The sequence below is a fragment of the Siccirubricoccus soli genome (assembly GCF_024178315.1).
In the GTDB taxonomy this organism is placed as follows: Bacteria; Pseudomonadota; Alphaproteobacteria; order Acetobacterales; family Acetobacteraceae; genus Siccirubricoccus; species Siccirubricoccus soli.
On sequence record NZ_JAMZIK010000145.1, the window covers coordinates 1 to 25,276 of the forward strand.

Annotated in this window: 22 protein-coding genes and 1 pseudogene; 9 read left to right on the forward strand and 14 right to left on the reverse strand. The window is 71.3% G+C overall.

The window, feature by feature from the left end; translation table 11 throughout:
- Positions 1–408: glutathione S-transferase family protein (locus NJ376_RS21015; protein WP_252955243.1), on the reverse strand; the 408-nt coding region annotated here is incomplete at its 3' end.
- Positions 409–707: 299 nt separating this feature from the next.
- Here NJ376_RS21015 and NJ376_RS21020 point away from each other — a divergent pair.
- Entirely contained in the window at positions 708–983 is a 276-nt protein-coding gene (locus tag NJ376_RS21020; RefSeq protein WP_252955244.1) for an NINE protein, read from the forward strand.
- 291 nt (positions 984–1,274) lie between these two features.
- Here NJ376_RS21020 and NJ376_RS21025 read toward each other — a convergent pair whose 3' ends face one another.
- From NJ376_RS21025 to NJ376_RS21040, 5 genes are all read right to left on the reverse strand, one after another.
- Positions 1,275–1,652, reverse strand: coding sequence for a response regulator (locus tag NJ376_RS21025; RefSeq protein ID WP_252955245.1), 378 nt, complete (start codon positions 1,650–1,652; stop codon positions 1,275–1,277).
- Positions 1,649–2,983 (reverse strand): PAS domain-containing sensor histidine kinase, encoded by a 1,335-nt coding sequence (locus NJ376_RS21030; protein ID WP_252955246.1) that lies wholly within the window; start codon positions 2,981–2,983, stop codon positions 1,649–1,651. The genes NJ376_RS21025 and NJ376_RS21030 overlap by 4 nt, the downstream gene beginning before the upstream one ends.
- 3 nt (positions 2,984–2,986) lie before the next feature.
- The gene (locus NJ376_RS29500; protein ID WP_456309673.1) at positions 2,987–3,172 is read right to left on the reverse strand and encodes a hypothetical protein; all 186 of its coding nucleotides are present in this window, start codon (positions 3,170–3,172) and stop codon (positions 2,987–2,989) included.
- A 178-nt stretch (positions 3,173–3,350) separates the two neighbouring features.
- Positions 3,351–5,021 (reverse strand): ABC transporter permease, encoded by a 1,671-nt coding sequence (locus NJ376_RS21035; protein ID WP_252955247.1) that lies wholly within the window; start codon positions 5,019–5,021, stop codon positions 3,351–3,353.
- 40 nt (positions 5,022–5,061) lie between these two features.
- A complete protein-coding gene (locus NJ376_RS21040; protein ID WP_252955248.1) occupies positions 5,062–5,703 on the reverse strand; it encodes a flavin reductase family protein in 642 nt (213 codons plus the stop codon).
- A gap of 180 nt (positions 5,704–5,883) precedes the next feature.
- Here NJ376_RS21040 and NJ376_RS21045 point away from each other — a divergent pair, with 180 nt between their 5' ends.
- The gene (locus NJ376_RS21045) at positions 5,884–8,202 is read left to right on the forward strand and encodes a methyl-accepting chemotaxis protein (protein ID WP_252955249.1); all 2,319 of its coding nucleotides are present in this window, start codon (positions 5,884–5,886) and stop codon (positions 8,200–8,202) included.
- 233 nt (positions 8,203–8,435) lie between these two features.
- Here NJ376_RS21045 and NJ376_RS21050 read toward each other — a convergent pair whose 3' ends face one another.
- Together NJ376_RS21050 and NJ376_RS21055 are read right to left on the reverse strand one after the other, a co-directional pair.
- Positions 8,436–9,779 carry a calcium-binding protein gene (locus tag NJ376_RS21050; RefSeq protein WP_252955250.1) on the reverse strand — a complete coding sequence of 448 codons (1,344 nt, stop codon included), beginning with the start codon at positions 9,777–9,779 and terminating at the stop codon, positions 8,436–8,438.
- Positions 9,780–10,214: 435 nt separating this feature from the next.
- Positions 10,215–11,261: pseudogene (locus NJ376_RS21055) on the reverse strand (Bug family tripartite tricarboxylate transporter substrate binding protein).
- A 53-nt stretch (positions 11,262–11,314) separates the two neighbouring features.
- Between NJ376_RS21055 and NJ376_RS21060 the strand changes: the two are divergent.
- From NJ376_RS21060 to NJ376_RS21080, 4 genes are all read left to right on the forward strand, one after another.
- Complete coding sequence (locus NJ376_RS21060; RefSeq protein ID WP_305880010.1) at positions 11,315–12,412, forward strand: PP2C family protein-serine/threonine phosphatase; 1,098 nt, start codon at positions 11,315–11,317, stop codon at positions 12,410–12,412.
- A gap of 50 nt (positions 12,413–12,462) precedes the next feature.
- The gene (locus tag NJ376_RS21070) at positions 12,463–12,804 is read left to right on the forward strand and encodes an STAS domain-containing protein (RefSeq protein WP_305880011.1); all 342 of its coding nucleotides are present in this window, start codon (positions 12,463–12,465) and stop codon (positions 12,802–12,804) included.
- A gap of 208 nt (positions 12,805–13,012) precedes the next feature.
- Positions 13,013–13,426, forward strand: a complete 414-nt coding sequence (locus NJ376_RS21075) for an ATP-binding protein (protein WP_252955251.1) — start codon at positions 13,013–13,015, stop codon at positions 13,424–13,426.
- 109 nt (positions 13,427–13,535) lie between these two features.
- Complete coding sequence (locus tag NJ376_RS21080) at positions 13,536–14,840, forward strand: NtaA/DmoA family FMN-dependent monooxygenase (RefSeq protein ID WP_252955252.1); 1,305 nt, start codon at positions 13,536–13,538, stop codon at positions 14,838–14,840.
- Positions 14,841–14,986: 146 nt separating this feature from the next.
- On the opposite strand, the gene NJ376_RS21085 is transcribed toward NJ376_RS21080, so the two are convergent.
- From NJ376_RS21085 to NJ376_RS21100, 4 genes are all read right to left on the reverse strand, one after another.
- Positions 14,987–16,393: an NAD(P)(+) transhydrogenase (Re/Si-specific) subunit beta gene (locus NJ376_RS21085; protein WP_252955253.1), complete on the reverse strand. Its 1,407-nt coding sequence runs from the start codon at positions 16,391–16,393 to the stop codon at positions 14,987–14,989.
- 4 nt (positions 16,394–16,397) lie between these two features.
- Positions 16,398–16,796, reverse strand: coding sequence for an NAD(P) transhydrogenase subunit alpha (locus tag NJ376_RS21090; protein WP_252955254.1), 399 nt, complete (start codon positions 16,794–16,796; stop codon positions 16,398–16,400).
- Positions 16,797–16,806: 10 nt separating this feature from the next.
- A complete protein-coding gene (locus NJ376_RS21095) occupies positions 16,807–17,964 on the reverse strand; it encodes a Re/Si-specific NAD(P)(+) transhydrogenase subunit alpha (RefSeq protein WP_252955255.1) in 1,158 nt (385 codons plus the stop codon).
- Positions 17,965–18,204: 240 nt separating this feature from the next.
- Complete coding sequence (locus NJ376_RS21100) at positions 18,205–18,807, reverse strand: hypothetical protein (protein WP_252955256.1); 603 nt, start codon at positions 18,805–18,807, stop codon at positions 18,205–18,207.
- Between the two features lie 44 nt (positions 18,808–18,851).
- Here NJ376_RS21100 and NJ376_RS21105 point away from each other — a divergent pair, with 44 nt between their 5' ends.
- Positions 18,852–19,718, forward strand: a complete 867-nt coding sequence (locus NJ376_RS21105) for an endonuclease/exonuclease/phosphatase family protein (protein ID WP_252955257.1) — start codon at positions 18,852–18,854, stop codon at positions 19,716–19,718.
- A gap of 143 nt (positions 19,719–19,861) precedes the next feature.
- Here the strand turns inward: NJ376_RS21105 and NJ376_RS21110 are convergent, their stop codons facing one another.
- Complete coding sequence (locus NJ376_RS21110) at positions 19,862–20,197, reverse strand: hypothetical protein (RefSeq protein WP_252955258.1); 336 nt, start codon at positions 20,195–20,197, stop codon at positions 19,862–19,864.
- 510 nt (positions 20,198–20,707) lie between these two features.
- Here NJ376_RS21110 and NJ376_RS21115 point away from each other — a divergent pair.
- Positions 20,708–21,514, forward strand: coding sequence for a lytic transglycosylase domain-containing protein (locus NJ376_RS21115; protein WP_252955259.1), 807 nt, complete (start codon positions 20,708–20,710; stop codon positions 21,512–21,514).
- Between the two features lie 186 nt (positions 21,515–21,700).
- Here NJ376_RS21115 and NJ376_RS21120 read toward each other — a convergent pair whose 3' ends face one another.
- Complete coding sequence (locus NJ376_RS21120) at positions 21,701–22,231, reverse strand: YciE/YciF ferroxidase family protein (protein ID WP_252955260.1); 531 nt, start codon at positions 22,229–22,231, stop codon at positions 21,701–21,703.
- 245 nt (positions 22,232–22,476) lie between these two features.
- Here NJ376_RS21120 and alaS point away from each other — a divergent pair, with 245 nt between their 5' ends.
- Complete coding sequence (alaS, locus tag NJ376_RS21125) at positions 22,477–25,125, forward strand: alanine--tRNA ligase (protein ID WP_252955261.1); 2,649 nt, start codon at positions 22,477–22,479, stop codon at positions 25,123–25,125.
- Positions 25,126–25,276 lie beyond the last annotated feature (151 nt).

Consider the following 25,276-nt stretch of genomic DNA (forward strand, 5'->3'; position numbering starts at 1 on the left):
CTCCGCATGGTAGCGGTTGAAGCCGTACTCCTTGGCCGGCCCGTCCGGCTGCATGAGGAAATGGTGCACCTGGCCCGGCATGGGCCCAAATCCCCCCATCTGCCACATCAGCCATTCCAGCACCTGCACCCGGGCGCGCAGATCCCGCGGCAGGAACCGGCCGGTCTTCTCCGCCAGGTAGAGCAGAATCGCGCCGCTCTCGAAGACCGAGATGGGCCGTCCGTCCGGCCCCTCGGGATCGATGATCGCCGGGATGCGGTTGTTCGGGCTGAAGGAGAGGAAATGCGGGTCGAATTGCTCGCCCTTGCTGATGTTCACGGGCTTCACCGTGTAGGGCAGGCCCATCTCCTCCAGCGCCACGCTGATCTTGCGGCCATTGGGGGTGTTCCAGGTCCAGAACTCGATCATGCCTGCGCTCCTCGGCGTCTCCGCCGCAAGGCTAGCAGGCCGCCCCGGGGGCGCGAAGCCGCGTGGCCGGGCTGTCCAGGGCGTCGCCGCGCCGCCTCCGCATGGCAGGCGCGGTCTCATGCAACCTCACTCGCTGGCCTTGGCCGTGGCACCAGGGCCACGCCCCGTCGGCTTGCCGCTCCGGTTGACGAAACGGCTTCCCTTCGGTGTCACGCTGCCGCAATTCTTTGTCTGCGGTGCGGCTCCGGGGGGCCGTCGGCGTTGCCGTCGGCGGGGCCGCGACCGGCAAGGGGAGTAGTATGGACGCCGTTCTGTTTCCGGGTGGCCGCCGATCCGTCGGCCTGGCCTATGTCATCTGGGCGTTGTTCGGCCTGGTCGGGCTTCACCGCCTCTATCTCGGCCGCAGCCTTTCGGCCGCCGGGATGGCGGCCATCACCATCGTCTCCATTCCGCTGATCTGGAGCGGCCTCGGTCTGCTGGGCTTCGTCGCCACCGGCACCTGGGCGCTGGCCGATGCGCTGCTGATTCCGGGCATGGCGCGGGAGGTGAACGAGGCCATGCCGGCCGCCGCCTGAACCGGCGTGCGACCGGGGAAGGGGCCCCGGCCGCCGCCAGGACAGCCATATATGACGGGTCCCTGCGCCGGCGCATGGGGCCCGCCGCTGCCGGGCGCCGCAGCGCGTCCGGCGGCCCGACTGAGTTTCCCCGCAAAGCCGCGCAACGGCTTTCCGGGCTTCCGAGTCGCTGAAGTCCCGGGGCCTCGCGCGGCCTTCGCAGCCCACCTATGGATAGGCCAGCGGGCGAGGGCAGGCGATCATGAGCGCACTCTGCCCCGCGCCGTGGATGGCACGCCGCCCGTCGCCGGTTCAGCCCTCGTGCGCCACCGCCCGCAGTGCGGAGACGAGCCCGGAGAGGTCGATCGGCTTGGTCAGCAGCCGCAGGGGGCCGCTGCCATCATGCAGGCGCTCGGGGCCCTCCGGCGGGGCGAAGCCGGTCATCACCACCACCGGCAGGCTCGGCCGCTCCGCCCGCAGGCGGAGGATCAGCTCCCTTCCGTCCAGCCGCGGCATGCGGAGATCGGTCAGCAGCACGTCGAAGCCGGCGCCGGCCGCCGCCAGCTCCAGCGCCGCTTGGCCGTCCGGCGCCAGCAGCACCTCGAAGCCGGCATCCTCCAGCACCTCCTGCAGGACCTCCGCCGCCAGGTCCTCGTCCTCCGCCATCAGCACCCGCAAGGGCATTCTCATGCTGTCCGGCCGCTGCTGCCCGCCAGGGGCAGGATGAGGCGGAAGACGGCGCCTGCTTCCGGCAGCCCCTCCGCCCAATTGGTCCAGGCCAGCCGCCCGCCCATGGCCCGCAGCAGCCCGGCGGCGATGGGCAGGCCGAGTCCCGTGCCCTGGCCGGGATCCTTGCTGGTGACGAAGGGCTCCAGGATGCTCGGCGCGATCGCCGCCGGCACCCCCCCGCCGGTGTCCCGCACGGCGATCACCGCCCGGCCCGGCTCCGCCCCGGCGGTCAGGCTCACCGTGATGCGGGCCGGCGCGGCGGGGTCCTGGGCCCGGCGGCGTAGCACGGCATCCCGGGCATTCTCCAGCAGATGCAGCAGCGCCTGTTCCAACTGCGCCTCGCGGCCGTGCACCGGCAGGAAGCTGGTGCCCGGCAGCTCCAGGGAGACCTCCAGCCCTTCGAGCTGCCAGGAACGGCGGGCGAGTTCCACCGTCGCCGCGGCAGTCGCCACGGCATCGAAGCTTTCCGCCCCGCTCGGCGCGTCGCGCGCCAGCTCCCGCATCCGGTCCAGCAGGGCGGCGAGGCGCTTGGTCTGCGCCAGCACCACCTCCACCGCCCGGCGCGGCGCGGCGCCGCCGGCCTCGATCGCCGCCCGGGCGCGCTCCGCCCACAACCCGATGATGTTCAGGGGCTGGCTCATCTCATGCGCCACGCCGGCGCACATGGCGCCGATCGTCGCCCGCCGCGCCGTCTCCACCAGCTCCGCCTGCAGCCGGCGCAGCTCGGTCACGTCGCGCAGGCTGCCGAGCAGCCGCGGCGCCTCATCCTCCGGCCCGGGCAGCGGCACCAGCAGGGTGTGCCAGTGCCGCGTCCCGCCGCCCTGGGCCTCGCCTGCGCTCACCGTCGTCTCGAAATCCCGCTTCTCGCGGCGGGCCAGGCAGGCCGCGAATTCGGCGGTGAACTCGGCGGCCGCTTCCGCCTCCAGCAGCGCCGCCGGGACAAGCCCCTCCAGCGCCGCGCGCTCCATGCCGAAGAGCCGGCAGAAGGCCGGGTTCACCGTCTCGAAGACCGGCCCCTCGGCGCCGGCCCGGACGATGAAGAGGGCGTCCGGGATATGGGTGAAGAAGCCGGCCAGCAGCGCCTCGCTCTGCTGGGCCCGCATCTCGGCCTCCCGCCGCTCCGCCACCTCGCATGGCAGGCTTTCGTCAACCATGGCCAAGGCCTGCATCGAGGGCGCCGCCAGCAGCCGCGGCCAGAGCAGGATCGCGGTGGCGACGGACACCGCGGCGGTGACCGCCTTCAACGCCCCCTGCACCCGGTAATCCACATGCCGCAGCGTCCGGATATGCATCGCCTAGGCGGCGCCGCAGGGCAGGATAAAGGCGCCGAAGAGCCCGGCGGCCCAGGGAGGGATCAGGTCCTGCCGGCGCAGCCGCAGCATGCCGGGTACGAGAGGAATGAACCGAGAGGCCAGGAAAGTCGCGGTATCCGAAACAGCATGTAACAAAATCAGTTCCAAACGCCACAATAAGCACCCCATGCGGAGCCAGTGTGTCGGTATCGGTCAGCCCAGCAAGGCCCGGCATTGATCCCGTCCATCTGCCCGGCACTGGGCCCCGTGCGGCACCCGATGCCGCCCGACTATCGGGAAGACAGGGCGGGGGCGCGACCCATGCAGGGCGACTCCCACTGAGTTGTGATCCGTGCGCCGTCTCATGTCAGCCCCGGCGCATCGCCCGGGTCAGCGCCAAGACCGGAAAAAGGCCGGCCAGGACGATGAGCAGCGCGGCGGTGCTTGCCTCCGCCAGCCGCTCGTCCGCCGCCAGGCTGTGGACCCGTACCGCCAGCGTGTCGAAATCGAAGGGGCGGACGATGAGAGTGGCCGGCAGCTCCTTCATCGTATCGACGAAGACCAGCAGGAAGGCGGTGAGCAGGCTGCCGCGCAGCAGCGGCAGCTCCACCCGCCGGATGGCGGCGGCGGGGCGGGCGCCCAGCACCCGGGCGGCGGCGAAGAGGCTCGGCTTCAGCCGCGCAAGGCCGGACTCGACGGAGGAGAGGGCGATGGCGAGGAAGCGGACCAGATAGGCGAAGACCAGCGCCGCGATGCTGCCGGAGAGCAGCAGCCCGGTGGAGATCCCGAAGCGCGCCCGCATCCAGCCATCCAGCGCATTGTCGAACAGGCCGAGCGGCACCAGCGTGCCGACGGCGATGACTGAGCCGGGGATGGCATAGCCGAGCCCGGCCAGCCGGTTGGCGGCGCGGAGCGAGGGGCGCGGGTCCAGCCGTGCCGCCCAGGCGAGGAAGGCGGCGATCAGCACCGCCACGGTGGCGGCCAGCCCCGCCAGCACCAGGGAGTTGCGCGCGAAGGGCAGGAAGCGCGCCGGCTCCAGCGGATCCCCCACCTGCAGCATCAGGGCGAGGAGCGTGCCGGCCGGCACCAGGAAGCCGAGGGCGACGGGCAGGGCGCAGGCCAGCGCCGCCAGCGCCGCCTTCCAGCCCCGCAAGGGCACCGGATGCAGCGGCGGCTGCCGCCCGGTGGTCGGGTGGAAGCGCCGCCCGCCGCGGGAAAGCTGCTCCAGCAGCAGCAGCAGGGCAACGAGGCCCATGAGGCAGGCGGCGAGCTGGCTGGCGGCGCCGCGGTCGCCGAGGCCGAACCAGGCCTCGTAGAGGCCGGTGGTGAAGGTGCGGACGGCGAAATGCTGCACCGTGCCGAAATCCGCCAGCGTCTCCATCAGCGCCAGCGCCACCCCCCCGGCGATGGCCGGCCGGGCCAGCGGCAGGGCAAGGCGGAGGAAGCAGCGCGGCAGGGAATGGCCGAGGGTGCGGGAGGCCTCGAGCAGCGCCACGCTCTGCTGCTGGAAGGCGGCGCGGCAGAGCAGGTACACATAGGGATAGAGCACCATGCCGAGCATCAACGCCGCCCCTGGCAGGCTGCGGATCTCGGGGAACCAGTACTGGCCCCAGCGCAGTCCGGTGACATCCCGCAGCGCGGTCTGCACCGGCCCGGCGACATCCAGCAGCCAGGTATAGGCATAGCCGCAGACATAGGCGGGCATCGCCATGGGCAGCAGCAGCGCCACCTCCAGCGCGTTCCGACCCGGGAAGCGGCAGGCGGTGACCAGCCAGGCGGAGACCACCCCGGCCGTGGCCGCCAGCAGCCCGACCAGCAGGCCGAGCACCGCCGTATTGGCCAGCATCTCCGGCAGGGTGGTGGTGAGGATGTGGTGCCATACCTCCCCGGCCGGCCGCACCGCCGTGGCCAGCACGGCGAGCAGCGGCGCCGCCACCAGCCCGGCCAGCGGCAGGGCCAGCCAGGCCCAGCCCGGGCGGCGCCGGGGCGGCGAGGCGGGGTGGCGGGCGGCGGGCAGGGTTCCGGCTTCGGAGGTCATCCGGCGCGGCGTCCGGGCATCGTGGCGGCCGGCGGGCGGGCTATTCCGCCGCCTTCTTCTTCGCCTCCCACTCCGCCACCGTCATCCGCGGCACTTCCAGCCGGTCCGTGGTGCGGGTGTACCAGCCGCGGCCATGCATGCGGCCGACGAGGTTCAGTTTCGGCGTATCGACGTAGCACTTGGCCGCGTCCAGCACGCAATCATCCTTGATGTGGATGGCCAGCACCTTGCCCAGCACGATGGTGTGGCGGCCGGCGGGGACGAGCTGGAAGGTCTCGCATTCCAGCGCCACCGGGCTCTCCGCGATGCGCGGCGGCCTGATCTTCGCCGAGGGCAGGGCGGTGAGGCCGGCCTCCTTCAACTCGTCCACCTCCGGCGCGAAGTCCACGGCCGTCGCATTCATGGCGTGGATCGCCTGCTCCGGCACCAGGCAGACGGTGAACTGGCCGGTTTCCTTGATGTTCGCGGCGGTGTCCTTCAGCGCGCCGGGCGCCTTCGGGCCGCAGCCGATGCCAACCACCACAGGGTTGTCGGAGAAGGCGTTGAAGAAGGAGTAGGGCGCCGCGTTGACCACCCCGGCGGCATCCTGCGTCACCACCCAGGCGATCGGCCGCGGCACGACGGAGGACACGACAAGCTTGTAGGCATCCTGCGGCGCGATCTGGCTGAAATCGAAGAGCATGGGGGCCTCCTGGGGTTGCCGGACACTGGCGCGGGGCGCGCCGGCTGTCGAGGGGGCGGGCGCCGGCCGGGTCCGGCCGGCAGGCGGGACCCCCGGGGCGGCACAGTGGCCGGATGACGGGACCTTCAGCTTCTCCTAAGCCTTTTCCTGCATCCTCCTTGCCGAGGAGGGCCTAGCCGCATGCGATTCTTCCGCAATTTGAGTGTCGGCAAGAAATTGGCGACCAGCGTGCTGGTGGCGGTCATGCTGCTCTCGGCGCTGGTCGGCATCGTGTCGATGAAGCTCGGGCAGGCGGCTGACCAGCTCGATGTCGAGCGGCGGGCCAAGGGCGCCCAGCTCGGCGCCCAGGTCGCCGCCGGCTACTCGCTCAAGGTGGCGTCCGAGATCCAGCAGATCATGACCTCGCAGACCGAGGCGGCGATCGCCCCGCTGCGGCAGGCGGTGAGCGAGGATCTCCGGGTGCTGACCGAGCGGCTGCAAGCAACGGTCGAGGCCTCGGCCTCCGAGGCGGTGATCGCCCGGCTGAACGAGGCGCGGGAGGCGCTTGAGACCTATGGCCGCACGCTCAGCCAGCTCACCGATCTGCGGCTGGCGCTGATCGCCCAGCGCGACGGCACCTTCTTCCCCCGCTCCAACGAATACGACCAGGCCTTCGAGGCGGTGACGAGCATGCTCGACATCGACGTGCCGGCGGACTCGCGGGACGAGGCGCGGCAGCGCGTGCTCACCTTCCATGCCGCAGTGAACGAGGTCCGGCTCGGCAGCCAGCGCTACCTGGCGACGACGGAGGAGGGCCAGGCGCGCCGGGTACGGCGGGCGGCGGCGCAGCTTCGGGTGCATCAGCGCGCGCTCGGCTCCATTCCGGTGGCGAGCACGGCGGCGGGCGATCTGCGCCGGCTGGTCGAGGTGGCGAACGCCATCGCCGCCGCGGCGCTGGAGGTGGTGCAGCTCTCCGAACGCGGCGAGAAGACCCGGGCGGAGGAGACGGTGCCGGCGCGGGAGCGGCTGGAGGCGCTGCTGGCCGAGGCCGGCCAGCTCCTGCAGCAGGAGGCGGCCGCCAGCGCCGCGGCCAGCGCCGCCGCGACGGAGGGGGTGCAGCAGGCGGTGCTGGGCTTCGGCCTGGCCGTCGCCGCCATGCTGGTACTCTCCGGCTGGCTGTCCTCGCGCGCCATCGGCACGCCCCTGCGCCGCATGGTCGGCGTGCTGCGCACCATCGCCGGCGGCAATGCCGCGGTGACGGTGCCGGACCGCGACCGGCACGACGAGATCGGCAACATCGCCACCGCGCTGGAGGAGTTGCGCGGTACGGTGCAGCGCGCCTTCGCCCAGCAGCAGATGCTGGAGCAGCTCCCCATCGCGCTGATGACGGCCGATCCCAAGCAGGATTTCCGCATCGGCTACCTCAACCCGCATGCCAGGCAGCTGCTCGGCCAGGTGGAGGGCGCGCTGGCCGTGCCCGCCGCCGAGGTGGTCGGCCAGGGGCTGGAGGCGCTGGGCCCCGAGGTGGCGCGGCAGCGGGAGAAGCTGGCCGAGCCGGACGGGCTGCCGCAGCGCAGCCGCATCGCCCTGGGCGAGGAAGTGCTCGACGTCACCGCGACGGCGATCCGCGACGCCGATGGCAGCTATGCCAGCGCCATGCTGGTCTGGACGCCGGTGACCGGCCAGGTCCGCATGGCGACGAAGTTCGAGGCCGATATCGGCGGCGTGGTCGAGGCCGTGGCAGCCGCCGCGGCGCAGGTCCACCAGGCGGCGGAGGCGATGTCGGCCGCCGCCATGACCTCGGGGCAGGAGGCGGATTCGGTCGCCGCCGCCGGCACCCGCGCCGGTTCCGACGTGCAGGCGGTGGCGGCGAGCGCCGAGGAGCTGGCGGCCTCGGTCGCCGAGATCACGCGGCAGGTGGCGGATGGCGCCCAGGTGGCGCGCGCCGCGGCGGAGGAAGCCCAGGCGACCGATGCCACGGTGCAGGGCCTGGCCCAGGCGGCCCAGCGCATCGGCGATGTGGTGCGCCTCATCGGCGACATCGCCGGCCAGACCAACCGGCTGGCGCTGAACGCGACGATCGAGGCGGCTCGCGCCGGCGAGGCCGGCAAGGGCTTCGCCGTGGTGGCGAGCGAGGTGAAGGCCCTGGCCGGTCAGACCGCCAAGGCTACCGAGGAGATCAGCCAGCAGATCGGCGCCATCCAGGGCGCGACCGGCGCGGCGGTGACGGCGCTGCGCAGCATCGGCGCCACCATCGAGCGGATGAACGAGGTGACCAACGCCATCGCCGCGGCGGTGGAAGAGCAGGGCAGCGCAACACGGGAGATCGCCCGCAGCGCCGCCCAGGTCGCCGAGGGCACGACGGCGGTGGTCAAGAGCATCCAGGATGTGCAGCGCGCCTCGGTGGAGACCGGGGAGGCGGCGGCCTCGCTGCTCGGCGCGGCGGATGGTCTCTCCAACCATGCCGGCACGCTGCGCACCCGCTCCGGCGAGTTCCTCGCCGGGCTGAAGGTGGCGTGACGCGCGCCGGCCGGCCTTGCCTGGCGCGGGTCCACACGCGATGGCCTGAGGCGTATTCCTCAAGGGAGGTGAATCACGTGGCTGAAGGAGGAGCGGGATGCATGATCGCATCCCCCCTCGGCGTCATCGGGGAGCTTGCGCAAACGGCGGGGCCGCAAGCCGCGCCAGGGAGGCTCCGGCCCGAGAGGCGGGCCGGGGCTGGCGAATGGATCCCGTAACGCCGGGGAAGCGCGTTACAGCATCCACCAATCCGTCAGCGAAGTCACATCGCCCGCCAGCAGGATGGCCATGTCGGCGTTCCCATCTCCGGTGGCATCGAAGGCGGCGGTCGTGACATCGGTTGCCGCGTCATAGACGAGGGTGAACTCGCCTGCCGCCTGAGTGAAGGCGACGACCTGAAGAAAGGCCTGGTCACCGGCCAGGGCGCTGTTCGCGTCGATCGCCGAGACGTCGATCCTGTCACCGGCCTCGAAATCCAGGATCCGGTCCGGTGCCGCCAGCGTGCTGTCGGTGAGTGCGGTGAATCGGAACAGGTCGTCACCCCAGCCACCGATCATGGTGTCAGCGCCGCCGCCACCGATCAGCGTGTCGTTGCCGCCTGCAGCGGAAAGGTAGTCATCGCCATCGCCGCCGGAGAAGGCATTGGCCTGGTCATTGCCGGTGATCTCGTCGCCGAATCGGGTTCCGATCATGTGCTCGATCGAGAGCAGCACGTCGGCAGGGTTCCCGTGCACCGCGATCCCTGGCGTGCCGGGGTCGCCCAGCGTGGCGGCGACGCGGACATTGGCGCCGCTGTAATCGGCAAGGTCTTCGCCGGCGCCGCCATCCAGGGTGTCGCGCTCGCCGGGATCTCCGCCGCTATTGCCGTTGCCGCCGATCAGCGTGTCGTCGCCCTCGCCGCCGCGCATGAGATCGGCGCCCCCGAGCCCGTCGAGATGGTCGTTCCCGCCGAAGCCGTCGATGGTGTCACTGCGCAGCGTCGTCGAGGCGCGATACCCGACCCGTCCGAAGCCGTACAGGACATCGTCCTGTTCGGTGCCAGTGATGGGGAAGGACGTGTCCAGGGACAGGTCGACGACCGTCCCGTCGGAGAACACCGCTTCCTTGAGGAAGAAGACCTGACCCACGATCGTCTGGTCCAGGTCGCCGCTGATGTTCGAGACAATGGCGTTGTAGGACGCGGTGGGGTCGCCATCCATGTCGAAGACGACCGTCTCGGTGAAGCCGGAGGTGGTGTCGCTGACCACGGTGGCGCTCTGTTGTATCAGGTCCACCAAGCCGGGGGTCACCTCGCCATGCCAACCGGCGCCCCTTCCGGTGGTATAACTTTCAATGTGGAATGTCTGGCCGTCGATCTGGACCAGCAGATCGCTGCTGCCCGGCCCGCCTCCGCTCAGGACCACGCCTTCCCGCGGGGCGTCGATATGGATCTCCTCAGGATAGGAGATGGCGGTGATCGTTGTCCTGATGGTGTCGGCGTCGACTTGAATGCTGGAGAAATCGGTAATCAACCAACGCGGCGCTACTTCATGGCCGTATTCAGCAGGCAGAAACCAGTTTTGAGTCGAATCGAACATGCTTGATGACCCCCGATTATTGGATAGGTGAAAGTAACAGGGCCAGGAACGTGCCGCACTTTCCCGCCTGCCGAGGACGTCGGTGCGTAATCCATCAATGCGCGCCCGACTCCGTACGGCAACGGGCCGGACTATAATCGAAAAATGCGCTTCATTCTGACGTCGCGGAGCTGTGATTTCATCACAAGTATAATATCGCCTTGTGGTAGAATATTTGCCGTAACGATAGCCTGGGCGCCGTGTCCTCGGCAGCAGGTGCAACGGGCCCATAGCGGTGGGCCGGGCCGCTGAGCCACGGCCACAAGGCGCCGCTCCCGGCCGGGCACGGCGTAGCGCGCGGAGTGGCCTACGAAAGGAGATTCAGGGGCGGCGGGTCCGCCCCTGTCCGGCGGCGCGCCAGGAAGCAATGGCCCGCCCGGCGCGCGGGCCTGCCCGCTATTCCAGCCGGATCCCCGCGCTGCGGATCACGCCGCCCAGCTCCTCGATCTCCCGCCGCGCCACCGCATCCATCTCGGCGAGGGTCAGCGGCTGCAGCACCACCCCGCCCTCCTGGGCGCGGCGGCGCAGGTCAGGGTCCTGGGTCGCCTCCCGCATCGCCGCGTTCAGCCGCTCCAGCACCGGGCGCGGTGTGCCGGCGGGGGCGAACACCGCGAACCAGGCATCGACGGTGAAGCCCGGCAGTCCAGCCTCCGCCGTGGTCGGCACCTCCGGGAGCGCCGGGATGCGGGCCGCGCTGGCAATGGCCAGGGCCCGTACCTGCCCGCCCTGGATCAGTCCGATGGCGGAGGAGGGCGTCGTCACGAACAGCTCGATCCGCCCGCCTGCCACGTCCTGCAACGCCGGCGCCGCACCGCGCTAGGGCACATGCACCATCGGCACGCCAATGGCCTTGGAGAACAACACGCCGCCGATATGCTGGACGGAGCCATTGCCGGAGGAGGCGTAGTTGAGCTGCCCCGGCCGCGCCTTCGCATAGGCGATGAACTCCTGCAGCGTCCGCACCGGCAGGCTGGCCGGCACCAGAATGGCGTGCGGCGCGACGGTGGCCATGCCCACCGGCGCCAGGTCCCGCACCGGGTCCCAGGGCAGGTTGGGGATCATGGCCGGGTTGCCGGCATGGTAGCCGGAATACTGCATCAGCAGGGTCAGCCCGTCCGGCGCCGCCCGCACCACCCCCTGGATGGCGATGTTGCCATTGGCGCCCGGCTTGTTGTCGATCACCACCGGCTGGCCGAGCAGCCGGGCCAGCGTCTCCTGGAACAGCCGCGCTGCGAAATCCGTGCCGCCCCCGGGCGGGTTGGGAACGAGCATGGTGATGGGGCGGCCGCTGGGCGCCTGGGCCCGGCCGGGGAAGGCCGGCAGGGCAAGGGCAGTGGCCAGGCCCGCGGCAATGGCATCGCGCCGGGTGGGGCTGGGCATGGGTTTCCTCCGGGTTTTCCGCCTCATGCCGCGACGGCGGCGGCCGGGCAAGCGCCCGGCCATTGCCCCGCGGGGGGAGAATGTTGTAAAGCCGTATGCGAAATCATGACAGGGCGATGTCAGTCGAGGACGCCGACTCCACCCTGATGCGCCGCCCGGCGCCGGAGCCAGTGGCGGCGGAACCGCTGGTGCATGCGCTGGTGCTGCATGCGCCGGGGGAGGTGCCGCGGCGCCTGCTGCTCGGCCCGGCGCCGCTACGCATTGGCCGGGTGGCGGGGAACGATCTGGTCCTGCCCGCCCCGGAGGTTTCCCGCAACCATGCCGTGCTGCGTCTGGTAGAGGGCAGGGCGGTGCTGGCGGACCTGGGCTCCACCAACGGGTCCATGGTGGATGGGGTGCGCATTGCGGCGCCGGTCGCGCTCGGCCCCGGGGCGCGGATCGGCATCGGGCCCTTCCGGCTGGACTACCAGCGCGGCTCGCGGGCGGAGATGGAGCGGGCGGCCGCGGAGGCACGGGACCTGGACCGGGCGCGGCGCTACCTGCAGGCCCTGCTGCCCCCGCCCATAGAGGGCGGGCCGGTGCGGGCGGCTTGGTGCTTCCTGCCCTCCGCCAGCCTGGGCGGGGATGCCTTCGGCTATCGCTGGTTGGATGCGGGGCGCTTCGCAATCTACCTCATGGATGTGGCGGGGCACGGGATGGAGTCCGCCCTGCTCGCCGCCTCGGTCATGAACCTGCTGCGGGACAGGGCGGGGCCGGACCCCGCCGCGGTGCTGGCCGGGCTGAATGCCAGCTTCCGGATGGAGGAGCAGGGCGGGCTGTTCTTCACCATGTGGTACGGGGTGGCGGATCTGCCGGCGCGGCGGCTGCGCTTCGCCGCCGCCGGCCACCACCCGGCGCTGCTGGAGACCGCCGGCGGGCGGGTGGCGCTGGCGGCCAAGGCGCCGCCCATCGGCACCCTGGCGGCAGCGAGCTTCCCCGCCTTCGAGGCCACCCTGCCGTCCGCCGCCCGCCTGACCCTGTGCAGCGACGGCGTGTTCGAGACGGCGCGGCCCCGGGGCGGGCGCCGGGGCTTCCCGGCGCTGGCGGAATGGCTGCCGCCGCATGCAACGCCGCTGGAGGCGGTGCCGGAGGCACTGCTGGCCCGGGCGCGGGAGGCGGCGGGGCCGGAGGGCTTCGACGACGACGTCTCGATACTCTCCGTGGACTTTCCCTGACGCTTCCGTGAGCGTTTCCTGACGGGCGCCTACCGGGGTATGACGGGACCATGGAATACCGGGTGACGGCCAGGGACGGCTCGACCAACCTGGTGGCGATGAGCGGCCGGCTGGACGCGCTGGGGGCGGAGGCGATCGAGCTCGGTTTCACCGCGGCGGTGGCCGGCGTGGACCGGCATGCGCTGGTGGATCTGCGGGAGGTGGAGTTCTGCTCCTCCTTCGGCCTCCGGCTGCTCATCTGCGTGGCCCGGGCGCTGCAGCGGCGCGGCCGGCGGATGGTGCTCTTCGCCGCGCAGCCCGAGGTGGCGGAGGTGTTCGAGACCGTCGCCCTCGACCAGATGATCCCCGTCGCGGCGACGGAGGAGGAGGCGCTCGCCCGGCTCGGTGCCTAGAACAACTCTCTCCGAACTGATGGATCACGCCGTGATCCATCAGGTCGGAGGCTGCTCCAATCGGCGGCCCGGGCGGCACGCCCGAGGGGCGGCACCGGCAGGCGGCTCCGGGCACGGCCTGTCCGAACAGATCGCGAGGCCCTTCCCGTATCTGCTGCCGCCGGCGATCCTGCCCCGGGATATGGGTCCGGCGGGCGCCGGCAGGCAGATGACGACAGAGGCGTTCGGCCGGCTGATCCGGCCCCGCGGAGCGGCGATGGCGGCGGAGCTGGCGGCGGCCTGCGCCGAGCTGGCGGCACATCTGCGCGCCGCGGGCGCCGGGCCGCGCACCATCGCCCGGGCGGAGCTGGTGCTGGAGGAGCTGGCGCTGAACGCGCTGCGCCATGGCGGCGCGGCGGAGGTGGCGCTGAGCGCCTGGCTCGGCCCCGCGGGCTGGATGCTGCGGCTGGAGGATGCCGGCCTCGCCTTCGATCCCAGCCGGCCTCTGGCGGCGCCGCCCGGCGCCGGGGAAGGGCAGGGCGGCCTCGGCCTGGCCCTGGTGCGGCGCACCGCCCAGGCGGTGCATCATGCCCGGCTGCCGGAGGGACGGAACCGGGTGGAGGTGTTGCTGCCGCCGGAATAGCGCTTGCATGGCGCGCCATCGCTTGAGACGGCCTCGCCGAACAGCGTGAATCGCGCGCCCGCAGGAACGCCCGGCCCGCCCCGGCCCCGCGGCGCAAGGAGCCCCGCCGATGACCCAGCGCCGGATGCATCTGGTTGCCTATCTGAAGACCGGCCCCACCGCCAACTACCCCGGCGCCTGGCGCCATCCGGAAAGCCCGCTGGACGACATCCTGCAGCCGGAGCGCTACGAGCACCTGGCCCGGGTGCTGGAGGAGGCACGCTTCGATGGCTGCTTCTTCGCCGACACCTTCGGCCTTTCGGACACCTACAGGGATGGCTTCGCCACCCATCTCGGCCGCGGCGGACAGATCTCCTACCTCGATCCCCTGGCGGTACTGCCGCTGATGGCGCGGGTGACGCGGCATCTCGGCCTCGGCGCCACCCTCTCCACCACCCTCTACCCGGCCTATCATTTGGCCCGGACGCTCGCCTCGCTGGACCATGTCAGCGGCGGCCGCATCGCCTGGAACATCGTTACCTCCGCCACCGACCTCGAGGCCCGCAATTACGGCATGGACCGGCTGCCGCCGAAGGAGCTGCGCTACGACCAGGCGGATGAGGTGCTGGAGGCCTGCTGCGCCCTGTGGGAAGGCTGGGAGCCCGACGCGCTGCTGCTGGACAAGGCGAGCGGCCGCTTCGCCGACCCCGCCAAGGTGCGCTACGCCCATTACGAAGGCCGCTATGTCCGCACCCGCGGCCCGCTTTCCATCCCACGCAGCCCGCAGGGGCGGCCGGGGCTGATGCAGGCCGGCTCCTCCGATCGCGGCCGGGAATTCGCCGCGCGCTGGGCGGAGCTGGTCTTCGTCAATGCCGAGACGGCGGAGGACGCCGCCGCCTACCGGGCCGATCTCTCCGCCCGCATGGCCCGCTACGGCCGGGCGCCGGAGGAGTGCGCCGTGCTGCCCTCGCTGGCCGTGGTCATCGGCGAGACGGAGGCGATCGCCCGGGAGAAGGCGGAATACCTGGAGACCCTCTCCGACCCCGAGCTGGTGCTGGCCTGGAATTCGGCGATGATCGGCGCCGACCTGACCAAGGCGCAGACCGAGGCGGAGGCGGTGGCGGCGGCCGGGAACACCGGCATCGAGGGCTCCCGCAACCGGGTGCTGCAGGTGGCGCGGCAGCAGGGCATCAGTTTCGCCGAGGCGGCGCGGAAGCCGCGCGGCCTGCTGGTGGGCACGGCGCAGAGCGTGGCGGACCGGATGGAGGCCTGGTTCACCGCCGGGGCCTGCGACGGCTTCATCCTCTGGCCCACCATCTCGCCCCGGATGTTCGAGGAATTCGGCCGCTTCGTGGTGCCGGAGCTGCAGCGGCGAGGATTGTTCCGGCGCGATTATGCGGGGCGGACGTTGCGGGAGACTCTGCGGGGCGGTTAGCGGCTCGGTCCGAGCCGCCGGCAGGGCTCTGCCCCGTTGGCGGCAGTGCCGCCACCCCCCGCCGGGGCCAAGGCTCGGCCCCGGACCCCGCCCCAGGTAGCTCGGGCGGGATGGGATTCGAGGAAGGGCAGGGCCCTTCCTCGACGCTACTTCTGCAACGCCTGGACGATTTCCTGCGTCACCTTCTTCGCATCGCCGAACAGCATCATGGTGTTCGGCCGGAAGAACAGCTCATTGTCCACGCCGGCATAGCCGCTGCTCATGCCGCGCTTCACGAAGAACACCGTCTTGGCCTTCTCCACGTCGAGGATCGGCATGCCGTAGATCGGGCTGGACTTGTCGGTCTTCGCCGCCGGGTTGGTCACGTCGTTCGCGCCGATCACATAGGCCACGTCGGCCTCGGCGAATTCCGGGTTGATCTCCTCCAGCTCCTTGACGTCCTCATAGGGCACGTTGGCCTCGGCCAGCAGGACGTTCATGTGGCCGGGCATGCGGCCGGCGACGGGGTGGATGGCGTATTCCACCTCGGCGCCCTCCTTCTTCAGCAGGTCGCCCATCTCCCGCAGCACCTGCTGCGCCTGGGCCACCGCCATGCCGTAGCCGGGCACGACGATGATCTTCTGCGCGTTCTTCATGATGAAGGCGGCATCCTCCGGGCTGCCCGCCTTCACCGGGGCGCGTTCTGCCCCGGCGCCGCCACCCGCCGCCGCGCCGCCCGCCTCGGCGCCGAAGCCGCCCAGCAGCACGTTGATGATGCTGCGGTTCATCCCCTTGCACATGATGTAGGAGAGGATGGCACCCGAGGCGCCGACCAGCGCGCCGGTCACGATGAGCAGCAGATTGCCGACGGTGAAGCCGATGCCCGCCGCCGCCCAGCCGGAGTAGCTGTTCAGCATCGAGACGACCACCGGCATGTCCGCGCCGCCGATCGGGATGATGAGCAGGAAGCCCAGCGCGAAGGAGAGCAGCGCGATCAGCCAGAACAGCAGCGGGCTGCCGGTGGCGACGAAGCTGATCACCAGCACCAGCAGCAGCACGCCGAGCGCGGCGTTCAGCAGGTGCTGGCCCTTGAAGATGATGGGCGCGCCGGACATCCGCCCGTCCAGCTTGGCGAAGGCGATGACCGAGCCGGAGAAGGTGATGGCGCCGATCGCGATGCCGAGCGACATCTCGATCAGGCTCTGGGTGTGGATATGCCCATGCGTGCCGATGCCGAAGCTTTGCGGGCTGTAGAAGGCGCCCGCGGCGACGAAGACCGCGGCCATGCCGACCAGGGAGTGGAAGGCCGCGACCAGCTGCGGCAGCGCCGTCATCTGGATGCGCTTGGCCACCACCGCGCCGACGCTGCCGCCGAGCGCGAGCCCGACCAGGATCAGCACGATGCCGCCGATATCCATGCCGTGGTGGAACAGCGTCGCCACGATGGCGATCGCCATGCCGATCATGCCGTAGAGATTGCCCCGCCGGCTGGTCTCGGGATGCGAAAGCCCGCGCAGCGCCAGGATGAAGAGGACGGCCGCGACGAGGTAGGCGAGGGTGGAAATCGTCGCCATCGCCTCAGCCCCTCTTCTTCGACTGGAACATGGCGAGCATCCGCCGCGTGACGAGGAAGCCGCCGAAGATGTTCACCGCGGCGAGGGTCACGGCGATGAAGCCGAAGATGCGGGCCAGGGTGTTGTCCGCCGTGCCGGCGGCCAGGATGGCGCCGACCACGATGACCGAGGAGATGGCGTTGGTCACGCCCATCAGCGGCGAGTGCAGCGCCGGGGTGACGTTCCAGACCACGTAGTAGCCGACGAAGCAGGCCATCAGGAAGATGGTCAGCAGGTAGAGGAAGGGCTCGGCGGCCTGGGCGACGGGCGCCACGGCCTCCGCCGCGCGGCGGGCCGCCTCGGCCAGCTCCAGCGCGCGGTTGGCCGTGGCCGTGGCCTGGTTGGCCAGGTCAGTCGGATTCATGACGTTCTCCTCAGGCCGCCTTGGCGGGCGCGAAGCTCGGGTGGATCACGGCGCCGCCACGGGTCAGCAGCACGCCCTTCACGATGTCGTCCTCCGCCGGCAGCTTCGGCGCCTTGGCCTCCTTGTCCCAGAAGGTCGTCAGGAAGGTCAGCAGGTTGCGGGCGAAGAGGGCGGAGGAGGCAGCACCGATCCGCCCCGGCCAGTTGTGGTAGCCGAGGATGGTCACGCCATTCGGCGTCGTCGCCGCCTCCCCGGGCTTCGTCAGCGCCACATTGCCGCCGGCATCGGCAGCGATGTCCACGATGACCGAGCCGGGCTTCATGCTGGCCACCATCGCCTCCGTCACCAGGGTCGGCGCCTTGCGGCCCTGCACCAGGGCGGTGGTGACGACGATGTCCTGCTTGGCGATATGCGTGGCGATCACCTCGGCCTGCTTGGCATAGAACTCGGCCGAGAGCTGCTTGGCATAGCCGCCCGCGGTCTGCGCCGCGCGGCTCTCCTCGTCCTCATAGCCGACGAAGCTGGCGCCGAGGGATTTGATCTCCTCCTTCGCCGCCGGCCGCACATCGGTGGCCGAGACGCGGCCGCCGAGGCGCCGGGCGGTGGCGATGGCCTGCAGCCCCGCCACGCCCGCGCCCATGACGAAGACATTGGCCGCGGGGATTGTGCCGGCGGCGGTCATCAGCATGGGGAAGCCGCGGGTGAAGGCCCCGGCCGCCTCGATGACGGCGCGGTAGCCGGCGAGGTTCGCCTGGGAGGAGAGGATGTCCATGCTCTGCGCCCGGGTGATGCGCGGCAGCAGCTCCATGGCGCCGGCATCGATGCCGAGCCGCGCGTAGCCCTCCGCCATCTCCGGCGTCGCCTGCAACTGGCCGAGCAGCAGGGCGCCGCGCGGGATCAGCGCCAGCTCGTCCACCGCGCCTTCCCCGGCGCCGAGCGGGGCGCGGATCTTCAGCACGATGCCGGCGCCGGCCAGCGCCGCGGCGGCGTCGGGCGCCACCTCGGCCCCGGCGGCGGCGTACTCCGCATCCGGGATGCCAGCCGAGACGCCGGCACCCGCCTCCACCGCGACGGTCAGGCCAAGGGCGATGAATTTCTTCACCGTCTCAGGCGTGGCGGCGACGCGGGTTTCGGCAGGCCGGCGTTCCTTCAGAACTGCCAGTCGCATACGGGGCTCCCCCTGTGTCTTGGGCCAGGCATGGCGCGGCCGGCGGGCGGGTGCTCGCCGGACCCAGCGGCGCCTATTACAAACTGCACGGAAATTTGGCCATGGGGCGCGCCGCGGACGGGGCCGGGCCAGGTCGCCATGCCCCGCGCCCGATCCGCTGCGACAGGCAGGCCACAGGCGGCAGGGGCGGCCATCCCAGGGCCGGACTGTGCCATGCGGGCGGCGGGCTTCGGTCCCCGGTCACCAGCCGCCCAGCCCGGCCAGGGCGGCGTCAGCGAACTGCCCGGCCAGCGCCTCGGCCGCCCCCGGCTGGCTCGCCGGCAGGGTGAGGCGGAGCTTCAGGAAGCGGTCCCGGACCACGCCCAGGCAGACCGGGCTCTCCGCACGGATGCCGCCCTCGAAGACCAGGGTCTGGGTTTCGCAGCGCAGACCGGCAGGGGCGGGGATCGGGTGGCGCTCCGCCACCTGGTAGCGGCGGATACCAGCCAGGCTGTCCACCTCCTGCAGCGCGGTCGCCATCTCCGCGCCGATGTCCGGCCCGGCGGGGTCCGGCAGCAGCCCGTGGCGGCCGCGGTCATAGAGATAGATCGTGGCGACGCCGGGCTGGGCCGGGCCCGGCCGGTACTCCACCCCCGCGCCGAGCCCGGCGCCGCCCGACCGCGCCTCGAAATCCGTCACCGTGCCGCGCTGCCAGCCGGCGAGCTGCTCGGGCAGGCCGGCCAGGGCGGCGGCGGGCGCAAGGGGCGCGGCGGGGAGGGTGCTGGCGGCGGCGCGGGCAGGCCGCGCATCCTGGGCCGTGGCAGGAAGGGCGAGCAGCAGCAGGGCGGCGAGGAGCCGAAGCATGCGCCAGCCTATCCAGCCTGGCCGATCGCCGGCAAGCTCCGGCCATGCGCCGGACGATTCTGCTGCTGCTTTCGCTGTTCCTCCTGCCGATCGCCGCATCGGCCGCCGAGCTGAAGCTGGCGAGCTGGAACATCGCCTGGCTCACCCTCCGCAGCGCCGAGCTGCCACGCGACCAGCCGCCCCGCGCGGCGGCGGATCTCGAGCGCCTGAAGCGCTATGCCCAGCGGCTGGATGCCGACATCCTGGCGCTGCAGGAGGTGGACGGGCCGGAGGCTGCGGCGCTGGTGCTGGACCCAGGCGCCTATGCCTTCTTCTTTCCGGATGAGGCGGACCTGCAGCGCACCGGCTTCGCGGTGAGGCGCGGGCTGCGGGTGCGGCAGAACCCGGACCTGGCGGGGTTGGACCTGCGGCCGCGGGCGCGCTTCTCGCTGCGCCGCGGCACGGATATCACGGTGGAGACGGCGGCCGGCCCGCTGCGCCTGCTCTCCATCCACCTGATCGCGGGCTGCCGAGAGGCGCCGCTCGGCGCTGGCGAGGCCTGCGAGAGCCTGGACCGGCAGGCGGAGATCCTGGCCGGCTGGGTGGCGGCGCGGCAGGCGGAGGGGACGGCCTTCGCGATCCTCGGCGATTTCAACCGGGCGATGGCCGGGCCGGAGGATGCGCTGCTGCGCCGGCTGACCGCGGCCGGGCCGCTGACCCGGGTGACGGAGGGGGTCTCCGACCCCTGCTGGACGGGTGGGCGCGGCGGGCGGCGGTTCATCGACCAGATCCTGCTGGGCGGGCCGGCGCGGCGCTGGCTGGTGCCGGGCAGCTTGCGGGTGATGGTGTATGAGGAGCGGGACCCGCGGTTCCGGGACAGGCTTTCGGACCATTGCCCGTTGAGCGTCAGGCTGGGGGCTCGCGCGCCCTAGAGCAGATCGCGTTCAGAGGGAATCATCTGAAGGCGTGAAGATGCTCGCAAAACAACGGCCTGGAGCATGCTGCGTGAGCGCAAGCGAACGCAGCATGCTCTAGCAGCTGGCTGCCGGCGAGCAAAGGAACGCCAGGCAGCGACCTAAGCAGTAGGGATCGCCGAAACATCGCCGGATCCTTCGGCGTCGGTCGAGCCGTCCTTCTGGTGTGGGTTCGCCGGGTCCCCTGGGTGCCCCACAACCCCGCCATCCGGGTTGAGCTGTCCGGCCTCTGAACGGTTCAGCAACGCAAGCTGCACCTCATGCGAGCAATGACGCTCGATATGGCCGCTGAGCCCTGCCCCCATCTTGTCGGCCTGATCCCGCAGCAGCGCACGCTGCTCGGGGGTGAGACGGTCCGCAACCAATGTCAGTGCATGGTCAAGCAGCGCGATAAGGTCGCGATCCAGGCGGGTATCGGAACGGGGTGCATCGGTCATGGAGAATGGCATCACGCCAGCGTCTGGGACTGCAAGCAAGATATGCGTCGCCTGCCACTCTACCAGCCCTGATCGGATTGGACGGCGCGCCCGGCCAGGCTGCACGACCCTCCGCAGAAAATGGCCATTCGCGCTCCTCGCAGGATATCGTCCTCAACCCTGACAGGGAGGCCGGATGATGCGGTGGTTGGGGGTGGCGTGCTTGGCTTTATCGGGGTGCGTGGGATGGGAGGTGTTCGTCCCAACCCTCCGACCGGCGAAATCAAGGAGTGCCGCGCTGAGGGCAGCCGGACCTCGTTCTTCCCCATCGCGCAGGCAATGATCGACAACTCAACGGCAGCGTCGTGCGCCAAGGGCTATCAGGTCGCCGGGTGGCAGAGGATGAACTGACACGACCTGGGCAGTTCGAAGTCAGGTGATGGAGAAGGGGCACCTCCGGACCCCGGTATGGGTTTTTTCGGCCGGGCGGAGTTGGCTATGCTGCGTGCGGCGTCGGGGGGGGCGCCTGGCATGGCACGGGGAGTCTGGGCCGCGGCGGCGATGCTGCTGCTGGCGGGGTGCGGCGGGGGCACGGGCTACTACGGCACCGCCTGGGACGGGCGGCGCGGCTATGACGGCCGCGGGGATTACGGCTACGACCTCGACGCCTCGCGCAGCGCGGCCGCCTCCTACCGGGCGCAGGCGGCCCGCACCTACCCCGTGCCGGGGACACCGGACGACCCCTGGGGCCCCTATCTCCGCAGCGCCGCCGCGCGCTTCGGCGTGCCGGAGGCCTGGATCCGCGAGGTGATGCGGCAGGAGAGCGGCGGGCGGCAGGTGGATGGCTATGGGCAGCCCATCACCTCCCCGGCCGGGGCGATGGGGCTGATGCAGGTGATGCCCGGCACCTATGCCCGCCTGCGCCGCCGGCACGGGCTGGGCGAAGACCCCTATGAGCCGCGGGACAACATCCTCGCCGGCGCCGCCTATCTGCGAGAGATGCATGACCGCTTCGGCGCCCCTGCCTTCCTCGCCGCCTACAATGCCGGGCCCGAGCGGGTGGAAGCGGTGCTGGCCGGGGCGCGGATCCTGCCGGAGGAGACGTTGCTCTACGTTTCCGCCATTGCGCCGCGCCTTGGGATGACGCCGATGGCGGATGGCGCGCTGGCCGGCTCCCTGGCCATGGCGCCTGCCTCCGAGGCGGACCGCGCCTATGCCGGCGGCGGCATGCGCGGGGAGGAGTATGCGGGCAGCTGGTCCGACCCCTCCCTCCGCGCCTATGAGGGCGGCGGCCTCGTCACCCCCGACGCGCCGACCGGGATAATGGGACGCTACTAGGAACGCCCTGCAGCACCATTGCGCGGCACCCTGAGCCCCGAGGCCCAGGCGGGTTGCCGCGGCCAGCTGGGCACAGCCAGCCCCCAGGCCGACCCGGACGAAGCGCCGAACTCATGGTTTCCAAAGGCCCTTCGGCCTTTGGCGGGATGGAGCTTGAGGAAGGGCAGAGCCCTTCCTCAATTCTCATCAGGCTACCCCGCGGCTCGCCGACTGGTCGTTCGCCGGCATCTGCTGCATCGCCGCCGGGTTCACCTCGCCTTCGGCGATCTCGGTCAGCAGCTCGTCCGTGTCCTTCTCCTCCTTCAGCGTCTGCGCCATCAGGTCGGCGCATTTGGCTTCGCCCATCGCCTTCAGCATGGCGGTCAGGGTGCCGTAGGCGGCCATTTCATAGTGTTCCACCTTCTGCGCCGCGCCGATCAGCGCCGCGTCCAGCACCGGGCCCTGCTCCAGCTCCTCCATCAACTCCTCGCCTTCCTCGACCAGGCCTTCCATGGCCTCGCAGGTCTCGCCCCCCGGCTCCATGCCGAGCTGCTGGCAGACCTGCTCCAGCCGTTCCACCTGGCGCTGGGTGACCTCGAGGTGCTCCTGGAAAGCCTGCTTCAGCTTCGGGCTGCTCGCCGCTTCCTGCATCTTGGGCAGGGCGTCGAGGATCTGGGTTTCGGCGCTGTAGGTGTCCTGCAGCGACATTTCGAGAAGGTCGCGAATGCTGTCGGCCATGGTCGCCTCTCCCTGTCTGGCCGGCACGGCGCGTGCCGGCACGCCGGGGGAGAACGGGGTGGCCCGGGCAGCAGTTGCCGCGGCCGGCGGAACGTCACCTGGCTGCCGTGGACCGCGTCCCGAGCCGTTCCCCCGGGCACCGGCACGCGAGCGACTCGACGCCCCCGGCGGCACGGGGTAGGACGCGGAGATGCCTCGGAATCGGGGCCGGGACACGGGATGCCCAGAGAGGCCATTGGACGGCGATGACCAGCAGCAACGACATCCGCGCCACCTTCCTCGATTACTTCGCCCGCAACGGCCACACCGTCGTGGAAAGCAGCCCGCTGGTGCCGCGCAACGACCCGACGCTGATGTTCGCCAACAGCGGCATGGTGCAGTTCAAGAACGTCTTTACCGGCCAGGAGAAGCGGCCCTATTCCCGCGCCACCACCGCGCAGAAATCGGTCCGGGCCGGCGGCAAGCACAACGACCTGGACAATGTCGGCTACACCGCCCGCCACCATACCTTCTTCGAGATGCTGGGGAATTTCTCCTTCGGCGACTACTTCAAGGACCAGGCGATCCCCTATGCGTGGGAGCTGCTGACCAAGGATTTCGCCATCCCGAAGGAGAAGCTGCTGGTCACCGTCTATTCCGAGGATGATGACGCGGCGGCGATCTGGAAGAAGGTGGCCGGCCTGCCGGAGAGCCGCATCATCCGCATCCCGACCAGCGATAATTTCTGGCGCATGGGGGATACCGGGCCCTGCGGCCCCTGCTCCGAGATCTTCTACGACCATGGCGACAGGATCCCGGGCGGCCCGCCCGGCTCGCCGGACCAGGATGGCGACCGGTTCATCGAGATCTGGAACCTGGTCTTCATGCAGTATGAGGAAGGCCCACCCGGCACCCGCGTGCCGCTGCCGCGCCCCTCGATCGATACCGGCATGGGGCTGGAACGCTTCGCCGCCATCCTGCAGGGCAAGCACGACAACTACGATACCGACACGCTGCGCGCCCTGATCCTGGCGAGCGCGGAAGCCACGGGCCAGGATCCGGATGGCCGCTTCAGGATCAGCCACCGCGTCGTGGCGGACCATCTGCGCGCCGGCACCTTCCTCATCGCCGATGGCGTGCTGCCCTCCAACGAAGGCCGCGGCTACGTGCTGCGCCGCATCCTGCGCCGCGCCATGCGCCATGCGCACATGATGGGCTCGCGCGAGCCGCTGCTGCACCGGCTGGTGCCGGCGCTGATCCGCCAGATGGGCGCCGCCTATCCGGAGATCGTCCGCGCCGAGGCGCTGGTGACCGAGACGCTGAAGCTGGAGGAGACGCGCTTCCGCTCCCTGCTCGAGCGCGGCCTCGGCCTGCTGGCGGAGGAAAGCGGCAAGCTCGGCGAGCACGGCACGCTGCCGGGCGAGGTCGCCTTCCGCCTCTACGACACCTATGGCTTTCCGCTGGACCTGACGCAGGACGCGCTGCGCAGCGAGGGCAAGTCGGTGGACGTCGCCGGCTTCGAGGCGGCGATGGCCGAGCAGCGCCAGCGCGCCCGCGCCGCCTGGGCCGGCAGCGGCGAGGCGGCGACCGAGACGCTCTGGTTCGACCTGAAGGAGAAGCTCGGCGCCACCGAATTCCTCGGCTACAGCACGGAGACGGCGGAGGGCGAGATCCTCGCCGTGGTGCGGGACGGCAAGGTGGTGGAGAGCGCGCCGGTGGGCGCCGAGGTGGCGGTCATCCTCAACCAGACGCCCTTCTATGCGGAAAGCGGCGGCCAGGTGGGCGATACCGGGCTGATCTCGGCCGGCGAGGCCTGCCGGATCGTGGTGAAGGACACCCAGAAGAAGCTCGGCGACCTCTTCGTCCATCTCGGCACGGTCGCGCATGGCGAGGCGAAGCCGGGCCTTGCCGTGCAGGCGGAGGTGGATCATGCGCGCCGCACCAATATCCGCGCGCATCACAGCGCCACCCACCTGCTGCATGAGGCGCTGCGGCGCCGCCTCGGCACCCATGTGTCGCAGAAGGGCTCGCTGAACGCGCCGGACCGGCTGCGCTTCGACGTCTCCCAGCCCACGCCGATGACCGCCGAGGACCTGGCCTGGACGGAGGCGGAGGTGAATGCCCGCATCCGCGAGAATGCCGAGGTGGTGACGCGGCTGATGACGCCGGATGCGGCGGTCGAGCTCGGCGCCATGGCGCTGTTCGGCGAGAAATACGGCGACGAGGTGCGGGTGGTGGCGATGGGCCATGACCCGGCGGCGACGGAGAAGTCCGGCATCTACTCGCTGGAGCTCTGCGGCGGCACCCATGTGCGGCGGACCGGCGATATCGGGCTGTTCAAGATCGTCTCCGAGAGCGCGGTCGCGGCCGGCGTGCGGCGGGTGGAGGCGGTGACCGGCGAGGCGGCGCTGAAGCTGATCGAGGAAAGCGACAAGCGCCTGGCGGAGACGGCTGCGGCGCTGCGCGTGGCGCCGGCCGAGGTGCCGGGCCGCGTTGCCGCGCTGGTGGAGGAACGGCGGAAGCTGGAGCGCGAGCTGGCCGAGCTGCGCAAGAAGCTCGCCACCGGCGGCGGCGCCGCAGCGGCCGAGGAGATCGGCGGGCTGCGCGTGGCGCTGCGCAATGTGGGCGAGACGCCGGCGCGCGACCTGAAGGGCATCGCCGATGCCATCCTGAAGGGCGGCACGGCGGATGTGGTGGTGCTGGTCTCCACCGCCGAGGGGAAGGCCAGCATCGTCGCCGCGCTGGGCGAGGCGGCGAAGGGCAAGGCCGATGCGGTGGCGCTGGTGCGCGCCGCGGCGGCGGCCGTCGGCGGCAAGGGCGGCGGCGGCCGCCCGGAGATGGCCCAGGCCGGCGGACCCGAGGGCGAGAAGGCCGATGAGGCGCTGGCGGCGGCGCGGGCGGCGCTGGGCGGGTAGCGTGTTGGGGAAGGGCGCTGCCCTCCCCCAAACCCCCACCCGCCAGGGGCCGAAAGGCCCCTGGACCCCTTGAGTCCGCAGGTTGAACCCACGTGCTCCAAATTCATGGTTTCCAAAGGCCCTTCGGCCTTTGGTAGGGGGAGCTTGAGGG

Excerpts from the sequence above, each read along its gene's own strand:
- NJ376_RS21080 (WP_252955252.1), top strand. The coding sequence starts at position 13,536 with ATGACCCAGCGCCGGATGCATCTGGTTGCCTATCTGAAGACCGGCCCC.
- NJ376_RS21095 (WP_252955255.1), bottom strand. The coding sequence starts at position 17,964 with ATGCGACTGGCAGTTCTGAAGGAACGCCGGCCTGCCGAAACCCGCGTC.
- NJ376_RS21035 (WP_252955247.1), bottom strand. The coding sequence starts at position 5,021 with ATGACCTCCGAAGCCGGAACCCTGCCCGCCGCCCGCCACCCCGCCTCG.
- NJ376_RS21040 (WP_252955248.1), bottom strand. The coding sequence starts at position 5,703 with ATGCTCTTCGATTTCAGCCAGATCGCGCCGCAGGATGCCTACAAGCTT.
- NJ376_RS21090 (WP_252955254.1), bottom strand. The coding sequence starts at position 16,796 with ATGAATCCGACTGACCTGGCCAACCAGGCCACGGCCACGGCCAACCGC.
- NJ376_RS21070 (WP_305880011.1), top strand. The coding sequence starts at position 12,463 with ATGGAATACCGGGTGACGGCCAGGGACGGCTCGACCAACCTGGTGGCG.
- NJ376_RS21115 (WP_252955259.1), top strand. The coding sequence starts at position 20,708 with ATGGCACGGGGAGTCTGGGCCGCGGCGGCGATGCTGCTGCTGGCGGGG.
- NJ376_RS21045 (WP_252955249.1), top strand. The coding sequence starts at position 5,884 with ATGCGATTCTTCCGCAATTTGAGTGTCGGCAAGAAATTGGCGACCAGC.
- NJ376_RS21120 (WP_252955260.1), bottom strand. The coding sequence starts at position 22,231 with ATGGCCGACAGCATTCGCGACCTTCTCGAAATGTCGCTGCAGGACACC.
- NJ376_RS29500 (WP_456309673.1), bottom strand. The coding sequence starts at position 3,172 with ATGGGGTGCTTATTGTGGCGTTTGGAACTGATTTTGTTACATGCTGTT.
- NJ376_RS21085 (WP_252955253.1), bottom strand. The coding sequence starts at position 16,393 with ATGGCGACGATTTCCACCCTCGCCTACCTCGTCGCGGCCGTCCTCTTC.
- NJ376_RS21060 (WP_305880010.1), top strand. The coding sequence starts at position 11,315 with ATGTCAGTCGAGGACGCCGACTCCACCCTGATGCGCCGCCCGGCGCCG.
- NJ376_RS21105 (WP_252955257.1), top strand. The coding sequence starts at position 18,852 with ATGCGCCGGACGATTCTGCTGCTGCTTTCGCTGTTCCTCCTGCCGATC.
- NJ376_RS21110 (WP_252955258.1), bottom strand. The coding sequence starts at position 20,197 with ATGACCGATGCACCCCGTTCCGATACCCGCCTGGATCGCGACCTTATC.
- NJ376_RS21075 (WP_252955251.1), top strand. The coding sequence starts at position 13,013 with ATGACGACAGAGGCGTTCGGCCGGCTGATCCGGCCCCGCGGAGCGGCG.
- NJ376_RS21050 (WP_252955250.1), bottom strand. The coding sequence starts at position 9,779 with ATGTTCGATTCGACTCAAAACTGGTTTCTGCCTGCTGAATACGGCCAT.
- NJ376_RS21020 (WP_252955244.1), top strand. The coding sequence starts at position 708 with ATGGACGCCGTTCTGTTTCCGGGTGGCCGCCGATCCGTCGGCCTGGCC.
- NJ376_RS21025 (WP_252955245.1), bottom strand. The coding sequence starts at position 1,652 with ATGAGAATGCCCTTGCGGGTGCTGATGGCGGAGGACGAGGACCTGGCG.
- alaS (WP_252955261.1), top strand. The coding sequence starts at position 22,477 with ATGACCAGCAGCAACGACATCCGCGCCACCTTCCTCGATTACTTCGCC.
- NJ376_RS21100 (WP_252955256.1), bottom strand. The coding sequence starts at position 18,807 with ATGCTTCGGCTCCTCGCCGCCCTGCTGCTGCTCGCCCTTCCTGCCACG.
- NJ376_RS21030 (WP_252955246.1), bottom strand. The coding sequence starts at position 2,983 with ATGCATATCCGGACGCTGCGGCATGTGGATTACCGGGTGCAGGGGGCG.